Raw genomic sequence first — 16938 nt, forward strand, 5'->3', positions numbered from 1 at the left:
GGATAACAGGCTGATGACGCCCAAGAGTCCATATCGACGGCGTTGTTTGGCACCTCGATGTCGGCTCATCGCATCCTGGGGCTGGAGCAGGTCCCAAGGGTTCGGCTGTTCGCCGATTAAAGCGGTACGTGAGCTGGGTTCAGAACGTCGTGAGACAGTTCGGTCCCTATCTGCCGTGGGTGTAGGAATGTTGAGAGGAGCTGTCCTTAGTACGAGAGGACCGGGATGGACGCACCTCTGGTGGACCAGTCGTCGCGCCAGCGGCGCAGCTGGGTAGCTATGTGCTGAAGAGATAACCGCTGAAGGCATCTAAGCGGGAAACTCGCCTCGAAACAAACATTCCCTTGAGAGCCGTGGAAGACCACCACGTTGATAGGCCGGGCGTGGAAGCGCAGCAATGCGTGAAGCTAACCGGTACTAATTGCTCGATCGGCTTGATCGTCACAACTCATGCGCGGCGAACGCTCCGTCAACGGACGGCTCGCCGGAGCAGGACATTTGAAGAGCGCGGCTCCTTCCGATCAGGGGCCGGCGCTTGCGCGGTCTTGTCCGCCTCTCGCAGTCCGTCGTCTTCGCCGGCCCGGTGGCTTAAGCGGGGAGCCTACACCCGATCCCATCCCGAACTCGGAAGTTAAAGTCCCCAGCGCCGATGGTACTACGTCTTAAGACGTGGGAGAGTAGGTCGCCGCCAGGCCAGCCAAGACGACGGATTTTTCGCTCTTGCGACCCTTCCTTGCGGAACGTTTCGCGTTCCGGAAACTGGAAATTCCCCTTGTTCGCCGTCCGGCTTGGCCTTCGCGCCGGCGCGCGCGTTGATCTCGCGCGGCGTCGTCATATGATGAAGAGGCGAACTTGGGCGAGTCGCGGCTGTGGGGCGCGCAATGTCGGCGAAAATCTTGTTTGTCATCGCTTCGGCCTGCTCTCTCGCGCTTGTCGGGTGCGAGCGCGAAAGCGTCGCGAACGGGGAGGAAGACTCGCCGCCGCCGGCTGCAGGCGATCCCTACGCTAACAATAAGGCCAGCATTGACGTCTGGCTTGAGCGCCTCGAAGTCGGCAGCCGCGAGCTTTACAGCGCGCGCGTTCAGGTGGCGGACGCCGTCGACCTGCCGGCCGGCGCGCGCGTCGCCGACATCGGCGCCGGCACCGGCATCTACAGCCTCCTCTTCGCCGAGCGCGTCGGGACGGAGGGCGTCGTCTACGCCGTCGATATCGAGCCGCGATTTCTGAAGCTTATCAATCAGCGCGCCGAGGATCTGGGCCTGGACAACGTCGTTTCGGTTCTCGGGCGGGAAGATTCCATCACCTTGCCGCCGGCCTCCGTCGATGTCGTTTTCATCTCCGACACCTATCACTATTTCGACGCGCCTGAAGCGATCATGCGGACCGTGTTCGAGGCGCTACGCCCGGGCGGGTCGCTCTATGTCGTCGATTACGACCTGAAGGAGGGCGAAATGCCGCCCGCCGACAAGCGTCACGTCCGCGCGGGGCGCGAAGGCGTGGCCGCCGAGATCGAGGCGATCGGGTTCCAAAAGGCCGAGCACGTGTCCGTGCCCGGCCTTTCAGAGAACTATATGCTGCGCTTTCGCCGGCCGTAAACGCAAGCCGGCAAGAGCCGCCGCCGCGTCAGTCGAGATAGGCCGGCGGCTGCGGCAGGCGCTCGAAATCCGCCGCCTCGTGCTGAATGACCACCATCGCGCCGGTCTCTGCGGCGATCGCCTCGAACTTGTCCATCGAGCGCAGGGTTTCCTCGGCGTCCGTGTTGAAGCGCGGCACGGTGCGTCGCTCGCGCGCTTCGCTCAGGTGATAGAGATCGCCTGAAAGCAGCGCCGGTCCTGTATTTTCGAGCGTGACGAGCAGCACCGAATGGCCCGGCGTGTGGCCTGGCGCAGCGATGATGCGCACGCTTCCGTCGCCGAAGACGTCATATTCGTCCGTGAAGGTGATCGTCTGCGCGTTCTCAAGCGCGCTGTAGAGAGGGAAAGTCTGCGCGTCGGCGCGCGCCTCGTCCCGGAACATATGCGCGCGCTCGTCTTCATGCACGATGAAAGTCGCATTCGCGAAGACCCCAGCGTTGCCGACATGGTCGAAATGAGAATGCGAGATCGAGAAATATTCGATGTCCCCGGGCGCGAGCCCGAGCCCGGGGAGCTGGCCGTCGAGCGTTTTCGGCATGGAGAGCGCGAAAGGCCCGTTCGTCACGCCGCCTTCGACCTCATGCAGCGAGTCCGGAAGGCCCGCATCCCACAAAAGATCGCCTTTCGGATGGCGGATTAGAAAGCACGTATCCACGGCGCTGTTCCGGCGGCCGTCATAGGCACCGCCCACGTCGAACACGCCGAGATCGAGCATCTCGATCCGGCCGCAGTCGAGCGTATAAAGACGCATTGACGGGGCGCCGCCGTCGCCGGCCTCTCCGGCCGATTCGGACGGCGCCGTCGATTCGGCGCCCGCCGGTTCCACCCGCGCGCAGCCAGCGGCGAGAACGACAAGACCGGCGAGGATTGCGATCGTCTTCATGGAGACTTCTCCCTCTTTGGCGGGCGCAGGATTTACGGCGTCGCGCCGGACGTCAACAGGCCGGGCCGTCGCCGGCGAGTTCGGCGCGCATGCCGGCGTTGAGATCGTCTGCGGCGGCTTCTTCCCGTTCGGTTTCGGCGATGTAGTCGCGATAAGTCTGACACGACCCGGCGTCTTGAGCGTTCTGCGGGGAGGCGGGCTCGATCAGGACGCCCAGCAGCGGCGCAGGCGGAACGCCTTCCGCCTGAGAGTCCGACGCGGCGTCGGCTTCGTTTTCGGCCAGACGCGCAAGAGACGCTTCCGCGCCGTCTGGCGGCCCGGCCGCGCCCGATACGCCCGCGGCGGCTGAAGAAGCCTCATCGAATGCGGCCGCCGGCTCGGACAGGGCCGGTTGCGAGGGCTTCCTGGCGGGGGGCGCGGGCGCGCGGTCTGCAGTCTGCTCCTCCGCCAGAACCCGCCGCTTGCGGGCGGGCGTCTGCGGCGGCTGCTGGGGCTCATCGGTCGCCGCCGAGGACGAAGCTGCTTTGTCGCCCGGCGCCGGCGTCATGGGCGCCGCGTCCGCGGGCGCGAGAAGCGCGGCCGCGTTGGCGATCAGGATCGTCCGTTCCGGGATGGGCGGCAGATTTCCGTTGGGCGGCAGGGCGGCGAGAGCGCCTGCGCGCCCGTTCGGGCCGCCCCGTTCGAGATCGGCGGCGAGCCGGCCGGCGATGGCCGACTGCGTCAGGCGGCTGCGATAGACTTGGGCGTTTTCGAACACGCGCTGAACGTAGTTGCGCGTTTCGGAAAAAGGTATCTGCTCCACCCAGTCCACCGGATCCACCCCGGGCGCGCGCGGATCGCCATAGCGCTCGATCCATTCCTCCACCCGGTTCGCGCCGGCGTTGTAGGCCGCCAGCGTCATCACCCAAGATCCGTCATATTTCTCCATCAGATGCGACAGGTGCGCCGCGCCGATGATCATGTTGTAGACGGGATCGTCGAGCAGCGCCGAACGCGAATAAGGCAGCCCCTCCTTGCGGGCGGTGATCTGCGCCGTAGACGGAAGAAGCTGCATAAGGCCGCGCGCGCCGGCCCGCGAGTAGGCCCGCGGGTTGAATTCGCTCTCCTGGCGCGACAGGCCGAGAATGATCTCCGGCGGCGCGAAGCGCGTCGCCTCTTCCGGCACGAAAACGAGCGGGTAGGCGACCTCCGGCGCGAAGGCGCCGCGCCCGGCGCCGACTTTTCCCGCGCGCACGGCGAGATGAGTCGCGCCGCGCCGTTCCGCCAGCCGCATCAGCTCGACATATTCGCCGGGCGATTCGAGTTCGTCGTCGACATGATAGGCGAAGACCATGAGCGCGTGATCGGACTGAAGGTCGGCGAGCATGCGCATGGCCTGAACCGTCGGTCGCGAGCCGAAACGCGCGCGCTCTTCCGGCGTCGGTTCGACGACCGGCCCGAAGTTCTGGGTGGCGGCGCCCAGCTTTTCGGCGGCGAGCTGGCCGTAATACGTATAGGCGTGCCGGGCGGCTTCGCCATAACGGGCCTGGGCGATGTCGTTCGCGCCGCGCGCTTCGGCGGCGCGGGCGAGCCAGTAATAGGCTCTCGCCAGAGAGATCGGGGCGCTCACATGCGCGGCGAGCGCGGAGAAGTGCGTCTCCGCCCGCTCCGGCGCGCCGAGAAACCGCAGGGCGATCCAGCCGGCGTTGAACTCGGCCTCGGCGAAATCCGGTCCGCCAGGTTCGAGCCCGTGTCCGGCGGCCATGTCGTAAGCCTCCGTATAGAGACCTTCTTTGAGCGCCCAGCGCATGAGCAGCTGGCGTTCGTCCCACCAGCGCGCGGCGTTGCGAAGCGCCGCCGGATCGGCGGGCGCCTGTCGGGCTATGGCGATCGCCCGAGGCTCCTCGCCGGCGCGGCGGAAATAGCGCACGGCGGCCAGCATGACGCCCGGATCGGCGCGGTCTTCCTCGCGAAGCGATTCATACATTTGCGCCGCCTTGCGCGCCGAGGTGAGAAGCGCCGCGCGCGTTTCCGCCAGGCGCCGCTCATGGGGCGGCAGGCGGGAGAAAATGCGTCTGGCCGCCGTAACCTGTTGCGACCATAGCAGACGGTCGACCCGGGCGATGTGGTCTTCCGTACGCAGATGGCGCCCGTACCGGGCGAGCGCGCTCTGTTCGACGATTGCCGGGAGATCATGGTTGATCCAGGCGTCGCGGAGCTGGACGACCGCCGCCTCGCGCTGGCCTTCATCCAGAAGGGCGCGCGCGAGGTGGATCTTCCCTTCGCCGGTCACCGGATCGCGCGTGTCAAAAAAGGCGAGGATCGCTTCCGGCCTGGCCGAGTTCGGAATCCGGCTCTCGACATGCGCCTGGATGCGCCGCGCCGCAGGCCAGCCGGAATGGCCGTCAAGAAACGCGTCGGCTTCTTCGATGTCGACGAGGGGGTCCTCAGCGTAAAAGTAAAGCCATTGCGCGAGACTGCGCGCAATCGGCGCGTCCGCAGCGGGCGCCAGCGCCTTCGCCCGCGACCAGTCGCGACGGGCGAGCGCTTCTTCTATCTCCTTAAGGAGCGCGTAATCGGCGGGCGAGAGCCAAGCCGGACCCGGCGCGGGGGGTTTCACCCGGGGCTCGGCGTAGAGCGCGGCGGCCGAGAGCGCGGAAACGGGCGTTGCGGCGGCCATGGTTTCCGCGACGGCCATCGCCGCCAGACAGGCTGCAAAACCGGCCAAACCGCGCCACAATCGCGTTCTACGCATCGACGTCTCCTGAGAGCCCCAGCCGCGGAGGAAAAGGGTAACGCATTTGGCCGCGCTTCAAAATGCAGGCCAGCTTGCCGGAGACGGACATCGGGAGTATCGAGCGGGTAAATCTGACAGGCGCTTGGAAAACATGAAAAAAATTCAAGGCTGCATCACCGCCCTCGTGACGCCGATGCGCAATGGCGCAGTCGATGAGGATGCTTTTCAGCGGCTCGTCGAGCGGCAGATCGCGGCCGGCGTCCACGGCGTCGTGCCGGTGGGGACCACCGGCGAGTCGGCGACCCTGAGCCACGCCGAGCACCGGCGGGTCATCAGCCTGTGCGTGGAGGTCGTGGCCGGCCGGGTTCCGGTGATCGCCGGCGCCGGCTCGAACGCCACGGCCGAAGCGCTCGCGCTGGCGCGGTTCGCCGAGGAGGCGGGGGCCGACGCGCTGCTCACGGTCACCGGCTATTACAACAAGCCGAGCCAGGCGGGTCTGATCGCGCATTTCACGGCGCTGCATGACGCGACCGGCCTGCCGATCATTCTCTACAACGTGCCGGGGCGCACGGTCGCAAATCTGTCCGTAGAGACGATCGCGACGCTCTCACGGCTGCCGCGCATCGTCGGCGTGAAAGACGCGACCGGCGATCTCGCCCGCGTGGCCCTGCAGCGTCTTGCGAGCGGCGAGGACTTCACCCTGCTTTCCGGAGAGGACATGACCGCGGTCGGCTTCAACGCGATGGGCGGGCGCGGCTGTATCGGCGTGACGGCCAACGTCGCGCCGGAGCTGTGCGCGCGGATGCAGAACGCCTGTCTCGAAGGGGATTACGCGACGGCTCTTGCGCTGCAGGATCGGCTCGCGCCGCTCCATGACGCGCTCTTCCGCGACACCAGTCCGGGCCCGGTGAAATACGCCATGTCGCTTCTCGGTCTGTGCTCGGACGAGTTGCGGCTGCCGCTCGTCTCGCCGCCCGAGCCGGTCAAACAGAAGGTGCGCGAGGCGCTGTCCGGCCTCGGCCTTATCGACTGATGGCGGCGGGCAAGGGCGACCATGGTCGCAAGATCATCGCGGAAAACCGCCGCGCGCGCTTCGACTATCATATCGAAGATGTCGTCGAGGCCGGACTCGTGCTGACGGGCACTGAGGTGAAGGCGCTGCGCGAAGGCAAGGCGACGATCGCCGAATCCTACGCTTCTCCGGAAGGCGACGGCATCTATCTCATCAATGCGACGATCCCGGAATACTCCGCCGGCAATCGCGAGAACCACGAGCCGAAACGGCCGCGCAAGCTCCTGCTGCGCGCCCGCGAGATCAGCCGTCTGACCCAGGCCGTGCAGCGCAAGGGTTACACGCTGGCCCCGCTGCGGCTTTACTTCAACGAGCGCGGCATCGCCAAGCTTGAGCTGGGCCTGGCGCTCGGCAAGAAGCTGCACGACAAACGCGAGACCGTTAAGCAGCGCGACTGGACCCGGCAGAAGCAACGGCTGTTAAGGGAGAACCGCTGATGATGGACGCGCCGCCGCCGAACTTGCAAAACGAGCCGCCTCGGGAGGAAGACGAGGGCCCCAAGGTTCGCGTGCATCCGCCGACGGTGATGTTCGCCGCGCTCGTCGCCGGTTTTCTCGTTCGCCTTTACGCCGGCGGCTCGTTGCCGCTGCCGCGCGCGCTGGCGGAAGGTCTGGGCGGCTTTCTCATCATACTCGCCCTGGGCATTCTGATGGCGGCGACGCGCGCATTCAACGAAGCCGGCGAGACGCTTCAGCCCAACACGCCGTCGAAGCGGCTGCTCACCGAAGGACCGTACCGCTTTTCCCGCAACCCCGTTTATCTCGCGATGATGATATTCGGCGCGGGCTTCGGGATAGCGACCTCTAACGTGTGGATCGTCCTGACTACGGCGCTCGCCGGCGTCATCCTTCATTTCTTCGCGATCAAGCCGGAGGAGGCGTATCTCGAAAGGAGATTCGGGGACGCCTTCGCCGAATACCGCCGACGGGTGCGGCGCTGGATCTGAGCCAGCGCAGCGCCGGGTCAGGCCGACTCGTCCCTGTAATCCGGCACGAACGCGAGCACCGTTTGAAACGCGGCCGCCGCGCCCGCCCCGCCGGAAATGCATAGCAACGCGACGCTCAGAAGATCCCCGACCACATAACGCGACCCCGCCGCGAGCGCGAGCACGACGCCCAGCGTCAGGCCCGCGCGGGCGTAAAACCGCACAAGATCCGCGAAAGCGTCGCCGTCGCCGGTGAAATGCGCGGCGAACCGGGGCCTGGCGAGCCATACATAGGTCCAGCAGCCGACGCCGCCCGCGACGATCGCGAGGATCAGCTTGCGGCCGTGGAATACATTCTCGATGAGATCGCGCGCCTCGGCGAAGCTGAAGGCGGCGACTGCCGCGCCGATCACGCCGAAGATCGCCGACGCGCTGAGCGTCGCAAAGGGGCGCGTCCGGCGCGCCCGACGGATGGCGGCCTGTTCGGGCCTCGGCGGCAAACCCCAATTGCGCGCCATCGCGGTCTCCCTGCAGTTGATGCAGCGGTCTGAAGGTTACCCTTATCGCCTTGGCGGGGCTAGGCTTCGCGATTCAAGAAGAGTCCGCGCCTCGGCGAAAACCGCCTCGAACATCTCGGGCGTCAGCCTGCCCGTGTTCGTGTTGTATCGCGAGCAGTGATAACTGTCGAACAATGTCACCCCGCCGGCTTCATGCCGGGCGCCATGGGCGAACGGCGTCGCGCTGCGGCGCAGACCGAGCGCCAGGACGGTCGATTCGTGCGCGATCCTGCCGAGACATAGGATGGCGCGCAGATGCGGCAGGGCCTTGATCCGCGCCTGGAGAAACGTTCGGCAGGCGTTGATTTCGGCGGGCGCAGGCTTGTTCTGCGGAGGAACGCAGCGAACCGCGTTGGTGATCATCGCATCGATGAGCCTTAGCCCGTCGTCCGGCCGCGCCTCATATGTTCCTTCGGCAAAGCCGAATTTGAGGAGCGTGCCGTAAAGCAGCTCGCCGGCGTAATCGCCGGTGAACGGCCGCCCGGTGCGATTGGCGCCCTGAAGGCCGGGCGCGAGCCCGACAATGAGCAGACGCGCCTGCGGATCGCCAAAAGACGGCGCCGGCCCGTTGAACCAGTCAGGGTGAGCGCTCTGGTTTTCCCGCCGATAGGCGACGAGGCGCGGACAGACTGCGCACTCGCGAGGAGGCTCAGGCGCGATTTGCGCGACGGCGGGGTTCGACGCCACGTCGGGCCGATCAGTCCACGTCCTCGTAATCGTCCTCGTCTTCGTATTCGCCTTCGTCCTCGAAATCGTCCTCTTCGAATTCTTCTTCATCGTGGGCGGGGCGAGCCTTGCGCTGCTGACCGGCCGCGCGGCCGATGATGGATTCAAGCTCGGCGAGGTCGATGAAGCGGTCGGCCTGGCGGCGCAGTTCGTCCGAGGCCATGGGCGGGCTCGACTTCACCGTGGACACGACCGTGACGCGGACCCCCTGTGCCTGAACGGCCTCAATCGCCCGCCTGAAATCGCCGTTGCCGGTGAACAGCACGATGTGATCAAGCTTCGGGGCGAGGACCAGCATGTCCACGACGAGTTCGATGTCGACGGAGCCCTTGAAACGCCGGCGGCCCTGCGCGTCGACATATTCGCGCGAGGGCTTCGTGACCATCGAATAGCCGTTATAGTCGAGCCAATCGACGAGCGGGCGCAGGGGGGAATAATCCTGCGTCTTATCTTCCTGGATCACCGTATAGTAGTAGGCGCGCACCAGCCGGCAGTTCGCCTGAACTTTCGCCAGCAGGCTCTTGTAATCCAGGTCGAAACCCAGCCCGCGCGCCGCCTTGTAGAGATTGGCTCCGTCAATGAAGAGCGCGGTTCTTTCATCCGCGCGCAAACCCAGAAAACCCGTCATCCATTCCTCTCAGTATCGCTCTTGGCGTAATTGGATTGAAACAACGCTTCGTCTCTATGCTTCAAGACGGTTTAAAAGACATGATTCTCGTCGCATTGGGATCGAATTCGCCATTCGGCCGGCTCGCCCCGGCCGACATCATTTTATCCGCGCTGGGCGCGCTGGGGCGAGTCGCAAATGTGCGAGCCGCGTCGCGACTTTATGCCTCGCCCGCCTGGCCGGACCCGACGGAGCCGCCTTTCGTCAACGCCGTGGCGCGGCTGGAGACGGCGCTGTGCGCGGAGGCGCTTCTGGCGTCTCTTCACGCCGTCGAAGCCGGCTTCGGCCGGCGCAGAAGCCGGCCGAACGCCCCGCGAACGCTCGATCTCGATCTTCTGGATTATCACGGCATGACGCGCGTTGCAGACGCCGCCTCTTCGCTGGTTCTGCCCCATCCCAGGCTCGCGAAGCGCGCCTTCGTGCTCGCGCCGCTCGCGGAGGTTGCGCCCGCATGGCGGCACCCGGCGACGGGCGAAACCGTCGCCGCGCTCGCAGCAGTGGCCCGGAACCCCGCCGTCCGGCCGCTGGCGGCGCCGGGGAGCGGCCGGCGGGGCGACGGATTCGAGGGGTGATTTTGCGGCGCAGCAGTTGTCTTTCGGCGCGCGCAGGATTATGTCAGCGGGCTCAGCCCGCACCACCCGCATCAGGAGAACCGGATGGCTCGCGTCACCGTTGAAGATTGCGTCGAGAAGGTTTCGAACCGCTTCGATCTCGTATTGCTGGCCGCCCACCGGGCGCGCGTGCTTTCCTCAGGCGCGCCCTTGCTGGTCGATCGCGACAACGACAAGAACCCGGTCGTGGCGCTGCGCGAGATCGCCGACGGCGCGCTCGAACCCGACGCCGTCGCGGAGGATCTCGTCGCCTCGCTGCAGAAGCATATCGACACCGAAGAACCTGAAGAGGGCGCTCCGGTGGAGAAGGCGGACCAGCCTGAATTCGACAGGATCACCGAGGAAGAATATATTCGCGCCCTGAAGGCGTCGGGGATGACGACGCCGCAGTCCCTGCCCAAGGGTTAAGGGAGGCGCCGTCGGGCGACATGGCCGACCCCACCCACGGAGATCCCCGCCGTCACGGAGATCCGTCGTCCGTCGGCCGCGCCGAGATGGAACAGCATCGTCTCGCCGGAAAGGATGCTGGCGCGAATGCCGAGAAAACATGCGCGACTGCTGCGAAAACGCCTTCAGAACAGGGCTCGCGCGCGCCGCAAGCTCGCCCTGTCGGATCGTCGGCGACGACGGCGCAGACTCGTCGCGATCAGAACGATGCGACAGCGCCGGCGGCTTCGCATCCGGTGGGGTTCATCCGGCAATATGAGCTCGTCGATCGCGTCAAGGCGTACGATCCGCAGGCGGATGAAGACCTCCTGAATCGCGCCTATGTGTTCGCGATGAAGGCCCATGGCGGCCAGATGCGGAAGTCGGGCGATCCTTATTTTACCCATCCGCTCGCGGTGGCGGGCATCCTGACCGAACTGCGGGCCGATCCGGCGACCGTCGCCACGGCGCTGCTGCATGACGTCGTCGAGGACACCGACACGACGATCGACGAAATCCGGCGCCTTTTCGGCGACGAGATCGCGCGCCTGGTGGACGGCGTCACGAAGCTGTCGCAGATCGAGCTGAAATCGGACGCCAGCAAGCAAGCGGAGAATTTCCGGAAATTCGTCATGGCGATGGCGGACGACGTGCGCGTGCTGCTCGTCAAGCTCGCCGATCGTCTGCACAACATGCACACGCTCTATCACGTGCCGGATGCCGACAAGCGTCAGCGGGTCGCGCTCGAGACGATGGAGATATACGCGCCGCTCGCAGGCCGCATCGGCGTGCAACGGTTTCGGGAAGAGCTCGAAGACCTGGCGTTCCGCGAGCTTAGCCCGCACGCCTATGAAACCATCAGCAAACGTCTGGAAGAGCTTCAGGCGACGACCGTGGGCGGCGTGGTGGAGCTCGCCCAGACCCTGCGCGCGCGGCTTGAGAAGGCGGGCGTAAAGGCCCAGGTTCACAGCCGCGAGAAACGCCCCTATTCCATCTGGCGCAAGATGGCGGCGAAGAACGTCTCCTTCGACGAAATCGCCGACATTTACGCCTTTCGCGTCATCGTCGACACGGTCGAGGACTGCTATCGCGCGCTTTACGTCATCCATACCGGATGGCGCATGATTCCGGCCGAATTCGACGATTACATTTCTGCGCCCAAGCCGAACCACTATCAGTCCATCCACACCGCCGTCATCGGCCCGCCGCGGGCGGACGGCGGGCGCCAGCGGATCGAGATCCAGATCCGAACGAACGAAATGCACGAGACGGCCGAGCGCGGCGTCGCCGCCCACTGGCAATACAAGGACCCGGCCAATGGCGACGGCGGCGTCGTCGAGATCATCCCGCCTGGCCAGTACGACCCATATGAAACGCCGCGTCGGCTCGTCGAAATGTTCCAGCATGGCGAGGACGTCGAGGAGGCGCTGCGTTTCGCCAAGCTTGAGCTGTTTCAGGATCAGGTCTTCTGCTTCACGCCGAAGGGGCGGGTCATCGCGCTGCCGAAAGGAGCCACGGCGATCGACTTCGCCTATGCGGTGCACACCGACGTAGGCGACGAGTGCATCGGCGTGAAGATCAACGGCGTGCAGAGGCCCTTGCGCACGCCCTTGAAGAACGGCGACGTGGTGCAGATCCTGCGCGCGAAAAACGCCCCGCCGCCCGCCGAGTGGGAGACGCTCGCGGTCACGGGCCGCGCGCGCTCCGCGATCCGTCGGCGCATCAAGAAGATGCAATATGCCGAGCAGGTCGCGCTCGGCCGCAGCATCGCCGAAAGCGTCTTCAGCGGCGCGCATCTTGAGTTTTCGCCCAAGGCGGTGCGGGCCGGCCTCGTTCGCCTCGGCGAGAGATCCGTCGACGACGTGCTCGCCAAGGTCGGCCGCGGCGAGCTTACGGTGAATCAGCTCATCGAAGCGGTCTATCCAGGCGCTAGCCATGAAGCCGAAGGCGAGATCCGCGCCGCCGGGCGCAAGCCGTTCAAGCCGCGCGTCGCCATTGAAGGACTCACCCCCGGCGTGTCGGTGAAGATGGCGCAATGCTGCACGCCGCTTCCGGGCGAGCGCATCGTCGGCATTCGCCAGCCCGACGGCTCGATACTCGTGCACACGATCTATTGCGAGAAGCTCGCCGAAGAAGATCCCCCTCAGGGGCTCTGGCTCGACCTCAAATGGCGCCGCGACGGCGAGGGGCTGTTCGGTTACGCCCGGATCGTCGTAACGGTGCGCAACGAGATCGGCGTTTTGTCGGACGTCGCGGGCATCATCGCCCGCTATGGGGTCTCCATCGCCAACATCAAGATGCGCAATCGCGCGCAGGATTTCGTAGAGATGTTCATCGACGTCGAGGTGAAGGACGCCCGCCAGCTCATGCAGATGCTGGCCGGCCTCAGGGCCTCGGCCAATGTGGTGTCGGCCGAAAGACGCGAGGGCGCGGACGATGAAGACCGCTGACGTGCTGAAAGAGTTCGAGGAAGCCGGCGCGCTCCAGAAAGGACATTTCGTCCTGTCGTCGGGCCTTCACAGCGACACGTATCTCAACAAGTCGATCGTCTCCATGCACCCGCCGCGTACGGAAAAACTGTGCCGGGCGCTTGCGGAGAAAATCCGCGGCGCCTTCGGCTCTGACGTCGATTACGTGGTTTCGCCTGCAATGGGCGCGATCATTTACGGCTACGAGACCGCGCGCCATCTCGGCGTTCCTTTCATGTTCGTCGAACGGGTCGAGGGGAGGTTCGAGTTGCGGCGCGGCTTTTCGCTGGAGAAGGGCGCGCGCGTCGCCGTGGTGGAGGACATCGTTTCGACAGGCCTTTCGGCGCGCGAATGCATCGAGGCCGTGCGCGCGCTTGGAGCGGAGGTCATCGGCCTCGGCTGTCTCATCGACCGCTCGGACGGGACGGCGGACGTCGGCGCGCCGCTCGTCGCGCTGGCGGCGCTGAATGTCGAGGCCTGGCCGGCGGACGCGCTTCCAGATCATCTCAAGGCGATTCCGGCGGTCAAGCCGGGCAGCCGCGGAGTGAGCCAATGAGCAGCCAGTCGTCAAAAGAGGGGGCGAAAAGGCCGATCCGGCTCGGCGTCAACATCGACCATGTGGCGACCATCCGCAACGCGCGCGGCGGACCGCATCCAGACCCCGTGCGCGCCGCCCAGCTCGCCGCCGACGCCGGCGCCGACGGCGTCACCGCCCATTTGCGCGAGGATCGCCGGCATATCCGCGACGACGACATGCGCCGGCTCAAGGCGGAGATCGATCTGCCGCTCAATTTCGAGATGGCCGCCACCGCGGAGATGCACAAGATCGTCGCCGAAGTGCGTCCGCACGCCTGCTGCATCGTTCCCGAGAACCGCAACGAGCGCACGACCGAGGGCGGGCTCGACGTACACGGTCAGAAGACGTTCATCGCGCCCTATGTGCGCGAGCTGAGCGATGCAGGCATTCGCGTCTCGCTCTTTGTCGATCCGCAGGAAAAACAGATCGAAGCGGCCAGGGAGGTCGGCGCCCCGGTCGTCGAAATCCACACCGGCGCCTATTACGAGGCCTGCGCCGCAACCCGGCCCGAGCGCATCGCCCATGAGCTCGAACTGATCCGAAAGGCCGCCGCCTTCGCCGCCGGGCTGGGGCTTGAGGTGCACGCCGGCCACGGGCTCACCTTTCACAACGTCCAGCCGGTTGCTGCGATCGCCGAGATCATGGAGCTCAATATCGGCCACTTCCTCATCGGCGAGTCGGTGTTCATGGGACTTGGCGCGGCGGTGAAGGAGATGAAGCGGCTGATGCAGGACGCGCGCACGGGCGGGCATTACTGATGATCGTGGGCCTCGGCAATGACATCATCGACATCCGCCGGATCGAGCGCACGCTCGAACGGCATGGGGAGCGCTTCGTCAGGCGCGTCTTCACCGAGATCGAGCAGGCGAAATCCGATCGCCGGCTCAACCGGGCCGCGTCCTACGCCAAACGCTTCGCCGCGAAGGAAGCCTGCGCGAAGGCGCTCGGCACCGGGCTTTCGCGCGGCGTCTTCTGGCGCGACATGGGCGTGGTGAATCTGCCCGGAGGCAAGCCGACCATGCGCCTCACGGGCGGCGCGGCGAAAAGGCTTGAAGAAATCGTCCCGCCCGGCCATGCAGCGGACATTCACGTGACCATCACCGACGAATATCCGCTCGCGCAGGCTTTCGTGATTATCTACGCTCGGCCGGCGCAGGAAACATGATAGGGATCGGCGCGCGGCGGGGGGCTGCGGCGATTGCGAAGCGGAAAGACAGGCAGGGAGCGGAGAATGGCGTTTGGTCTGAAAAGCGGCGTCGAGGGGGAGCCGCTGAAAGAGAAGAAAAAGCTCACCGCGGCCGAGGAGGCGTGGGATCTGGCGAAGACCGTCTTCTACGCCGTGGCGATCGCGCTCGTCCTGCGTATCGCGCTGTTCCAGCCGTTTAACATTCCCTCGGGCTCCATGCAGCCCAATCTGCTGGTCGGCGATTTTCTTTTCGTCTCGAAGCCGGCCTACGGCTATTCGCGCGCCTCGCTCGTCTATCCCTTGACGCGCCTGCCGATCGAAGGCCGGCTGTTCGGCAAGGCGCCGGAACGCGGCGACATCGTGGTGTTCAAGAACCGCAAGGATCACAACAAGGATTACATCAAGCGCGTCATCGGCCTGCCGGGCGATGAGATACGCATGATCAACGGCCGTCTGCACATCAATGGCGAGCCGGTGCGCAAGGAATTCATCGGCATGCAGATGACCGTCTGCGGCGCCCGGATGAGAGAAGCGCCGATCTATCGAGAAACGCTCGACAACGGCGTGAGCTATATCGTTGAGGAATGCGACGGCGACAATAACGAGCTCGACAACACGCCTTCCTATTACGTGCCGGCCGGCCATTACTTCATGATGGGCGACAACCGCGACCATTCGCAGGACAGCAGGGTTCTGCACGCGGTCGGCTTCGTGCCTGAGGACGATCTCGTCGGCAAGGCGGAACGGCTGTTCTTCTCCGTCGACGGCTCGAAGGCGCGGCTGTGGGAAGTCTGGAAATGGCCTTTCGCCGTCCGCTACGGTCGAATTTTCGACCCGGTGCGATGACCGACGCAGGCCTCGACGCTTTGGAGAATCGGGTCGGGCATCATTTCGCCGACGCCTCCTTGCTGGAGCGCGCGCTCACCCATTCCAGTCTTTCGGCGGGCGGGCGCGTGCGCGATCTCGAACGGCTGGAGTTTCTGGGCGACCGGGTGCTGGGCCTGCTTGCCGCCGAAGCGCTCTGGCGGCGTTATCCGCATCTCGAAGAGGGCGACCTCGCGACGCGATTCAACGCGCTCGTGCGCAAGGAGACCTGCGCCAAGGCGGCGCTTGCGCTCGGACTGGATGCGCTGATCCGCATGTCGCCCCATGAGGAGAGCGCCGGCGGACGGCGCAAGAAGGCCATTCTGGGCGACGTCTGCGAGGCGTTTCTCGGCGCGCTCTACATCGACGGCGGGCTGGAGGCGGCCCGGCGCGCCTTCGACCTGTTCTGGGCGCCCAATCTGGAGGCGCTGTCGACGGCTCATCGCGATCCGAAAACCACGCTTCAGGAATGGAGCCAGGAGCGCAAGAAAGGCCCGCCCCGCTATGAGGTCGTCGCCTCCGGCGGGCCCGCCCATGCGCCAGCCTTCGAGATCGAGGTGCAGGTGGAGGGCTTCGCGCCGGCGCGCGGCGAAGGCCGCTCCAAGCGGCAGGCCCAGATGGCCGCCGCCGAAGCATTCCTCATCCGCGAAGGCGTGTGGAAGGAAGATGACTGAAACGCGCTGCGCTTTCGTCGCCGTCATCGGCGCGCCCAACGCCGGCAAATCGACGCTCGTCAATGCGATGGTCGGCGCGAAGGTGTCGATCGTCACCCACAAGGTGCAGACGACGCGCGCGCGCGTGCGCGGCGTGGCGATCCATGACGAGACGCAACTCGTCTTCATCGACACGCCGGGGATCTTCTCCCCGCGCCGAAGGCTCGATCGCGCTATGGTCGCCGCGGCCTGGGATGCGCTCGAAGGCGCCGACGTCATATTGCTTATGGTCGACGCGCCGGCCTATCGGGCGGGAAAGGGCGGCGCGGGCGCGGACGCGGCCTCGCGCCGCGCGGTCGAGGATACGGATGCGATCGTCGCGGGTCTGAAAGAGCGCGGCGCCAAGGCGGTTCTCGTGCTCAACAAGATCGACCGCATCGCGCGCGGCGAGCTTCTGGCGCTGATCGACGCGTTCAATGCGCACGGCGTCTTTACGGACGTTTTCCTGATTTCGGCGACGACCGGCGACGGAATCCTTGATCTCAAGGCGTTCCTCGCCAAACGCGCGCCGCAAGGCCCATGGATGTATCCGGAAGATCAGCTTTCTGATAATTCAGAAAGGCTCATGGCGGCTGAGGTGACGCGCGAAAAGATCTACCTGCGCCTCCATCAGGAGCTGCCCTACGAGACGACCGTCGAGACGGAAAGCTGGACGCGTACGGGGAAAGGCGGCATCCGCATCGAACAGACGATCTATGTCGCGCGCGAAAGCCAGAAGCCGATCGTTCTCGGCAAGGGCGGCCAAACCCTGAAGGCCATCGGCGCGGCGGCGCGCAGGGAGCTGACCGAGCTTCTCGGCGTTCCGGTTCATCTTTTCCTTCACGTGAAGGTCAAGGAGAACTGGGCCGAAGACCCGGCGCGCTATCGCGCCATGGGACTCGACGTCGCCGACTGAGCCGCCGCGGCGCGGCTC

At 65.7% G+C, this 16938-nt stretch carries 18 protein-coding genes and 2 rRNA genes (1 of these 20 running past the window's edge); 15 read left to right on the forward strand and 5 right to left on the reverse strand.

From position 1 onward, the window contains the following. The 3 genes from CHB64_RS05370 to CHB64_RS05380 form a co-directional block, all read left to right on the forward strand. Positions 1-442: ribosomal RNA gene (locus CHB64_RS05370) — 23S ribosomal RNA — on the forward strand; it begins 2368 nt to the left of the window's first position. Between the two features lie 137 nt (positions 443-579). After that, a 5S ribosomal RNA gene (gene rrf / locus CHB64_RS05375) occupies positions 580-694 on the forward strand. A gap of 187 nt (positions 695-881) precedes the next feature. Next, on the forward strand, positions 882-1595 hold the full coding sequence (locus tag CHB64_RS05380; RefSeq protein ID WP_089411591.1) for a class I SAM-dependent methyltransferase: 714 nt from the start codon (positions 882-884) through the stop codon (positions 1593-1595). 28 nt (positions 1596-1623) lie between these two features. Here the strand turns inward: CHB64_RS05380 and CHB64_RS05385 are convergent, their stop codons facing one another. Then, complete coding sequence (locus CHB64_RS05385; RefSeq protein ID WP_200815236.1) at positions 1624-2517, reverse strand: N-acyl homoserine lactonase family protein; 894 nt, start codon at positions 2515-2517, stop codon at positions 1624-1626. Between the two features lie 52 nt (positions 2518-2569). Beyond that, positions 2570-5251, reverse strand: a complete 2682-nt coding sequence (locus CHB64_RS05390) for a lytic transglycosylase domain-containing protein (RefSeq protein WP_089411592.1) — start codon at positions 5249-5251, stop codon at positions 2570-2572. 133 nt (positions 5252-5384) lie between these two features. Between CHB64_RS05390 and dapA the strand changes: the two genes are divergently transcribed. The 3 genes from dapA to CHB64_RS05405 are packed head-to-tail and all read left to right on the forward strand — an operon-like array spanning position 5385 to position 7251. Then, entirely contained in the window at positions 5385-6266 is an 882-nt protein-coding gene (gene dapA, locus CHB64_RS05395; RefSeq protein ID WP_089411593.1) for a 4-hydroxy-tetrahydrodipicolinate synthase, read from the forward strand. Then, positions 6266-6742: an SsrA-binding protein SmpB gene (gene smpB / locus CHB64_RS05400; RefSeq protein ID WP_089411594.1), complete on the forward strand. Its 477-nt coding sequence runs from the start codon at positions 6266-6268 to the stop codon at positions 6740-6742. The genes dapA and smpB overlap by 1 nt, the downstream gene beginning before the upstream one ends. Further along, positions 6742-7251 carry a methyltransferase family protein gene (locus CHB64_RS05405; RefSeq protein ID WP_089411595.1) on the forward strand — a complete coding sequence of 170 codons (510 nt, stop codon included), beginning with the start codon at positions 6742-6744 and terminating at the stop codon, positions 7249-7251. Before smpB ends, CHB64_RS05405 begins: the two co-directional genes overlap by 1 nt. Positions 7252-7268: 17 nt before the next feature. Here the strand turns inward: CHB64_RS05405 and CHB64_RS05410 are convergent, their stop codons facing one another. Genes CHB64_RS05410 through CHB64_RS05420 form a run of 3 tightly spaced genes read right to left on the reverse strand, consistent with a single transcriptional unit; the run spans position 7269 to position 9141 of the window. Next, a complete protein-coding gene (locus tag CHB64_RS05410) occupies positions 7269-7748 on the reverse strand; it encodes a hypothetical protein (RefSeq protein WP_089411596.1) in 480 nt (159 codons plus the stop codon). Between the two features lie 42 nt (positions 7749-7790). Continuing rightward, the gene (locus tag CHB64_RS05415) at positions 7791-8564 is read right to left on the reverse strand and encodes a uracil-DNA glycosylase (protein ID WP_089411597.1); all 774 of its coding nucleotides are present in this window, start codon (positions 8562-8564) and stop codon (positions 7791-7793) included. Then, positions 8485-9141 (reverse strand): LabA-like NYN domain-containing protein, encoded by a 657-nt coding sequence (locus CHB64_RS05420; protein ID WP_089411598.1) that lies wholly within the window; start codon positions 9139-9141, stop codon positions 8485-8487. Before CHB64_RS05420 ends, CHB64_RS05415 begins: the two co-directional genes overlap by 80 nt. 80 nt (positions 9142-9221) lie before the next feature. On the opposite strand from CHB64_RS05420, the gene folK reads away from it, so the two are divergent. The 9 genes from folK (at position 9222) to era (ending at position 16920) form a co-directional block, all read left to right on the forward strand. Next, positions 9222-9752, forward strand: a complete 531-nt coding sequence (gene folK, locus CHB64_RS05425; RefSeq protein ID WP_089411998.1) for a 2-amino-4-hydroxy-6-hydroxymethyldihydropteridine diphosphokinase — start codon at positions 9222-9224, stop codon at positions 9750-9752. An 84-nt stretch (positions 9753-9836) separates the two neighbouring features. Continuing rightward, positions 9837-10199 (forward strand): DNA-directed RNA polymerase subunit omega, encoded by a 363-nt coding sequence (gene rpoZ / locus CHB64_RS15730; protein WP_089411599.1) that lies wholly within the window; start codon positions 9837-9839, stop codon positions 10197-10199. Between the two features lie 20 nt (positions 10200-10219). After that, positions 10220-12667, forward strand: a complete 2448-nt coding sequence (locus CHB64_RS05435) for a RelA/SpoT family protein (RefSeq protein ID WP_200815237.1) — start codon at positions 10220-10222, stop codon at positions 12665-12667. After that, entirely contained in the window at positions 12654-13241 is a 588-nt protein-coding gene (gene pyrE / locus CHB64_RS05440) for an orotate phosphoribosyltransferase (protein WP_089411600.1), read from the forward strand. The genes CHB64_RS05435 and pyrE overlap by 14 nt, the downstream gene beginning before the upstream one ends. Then, positions 13238-14020, forward strand: coding sequence for a pyridoxine 5'-phosphate synthase (locus tag CHB64_RS05445; protein ID WP_089411601.1), 783 nt, complete (start codon positions 13238-13240; stop codon positions 14018-14020). The genes pyrE and CHB64_RS05445 overlap by 4 nt, the downstream gene beginning before the upstream one ends. Then, a complete protein-coding gene (gene acpS, locus CHB64_RS05450; protein WP_089411602.1) occupies positions 14020-14427 on the forward strand; it encodes a holo-ACP synthase in 408 nt (135 codons plus the stop codon). Before CHB64_RS05445 ends, acpS begins: the two co-directional genes overlap by 1 nt. 66 nt (positions 14428-14493) lie before the next feature. Further along, positions 14494-15294, forward strand: a complete 801-nt coding sequence (gene lepB / locus CHB64_RS05455) for a signal peptidase I (protein WP_089411603.1) — start codon at positions 14494-14496, stop codon at positions 15292-15294. Further along, on the forward strand, positions 15291-15986 hold the full coding sequence (gene rnc, locus CHB64_RS05460) for a ribonuclease III (RefSeq protein ID WP_089411604.1): 696 nt from the start codon (positions 15291-15293) through the stop codon (positions 15984-15986). Before lepB ends, rnc begins: the two co-directional genes overlap by 4 nt. Next, a complete protein-coding gene (gene era / locus CHB64_RS05465) occupies positions 15979-16920 on the forward strand; it encodes a GTPase Era (protein ID WP_089411605.1) in 942 nt (313 codons plus the stop codon). The genes rnc and era overlap by 8 nt, the downstream gene beginning before the upstream one ends. The last annotated feature ends 18 nt before the right edge of the window (positions 16921-16938 follow it).

The sequence above is a fragment of the Amphiplicatus metriothermophilus genome (assembly GCF_900199215.1).
Lineage (GTDB): Bacteria > Pseudomonadota > Alphaproteobacteria > Caulobacterales > Parvularculaceae > Amphiplicatus > Amphiplicatus metriothermophilus.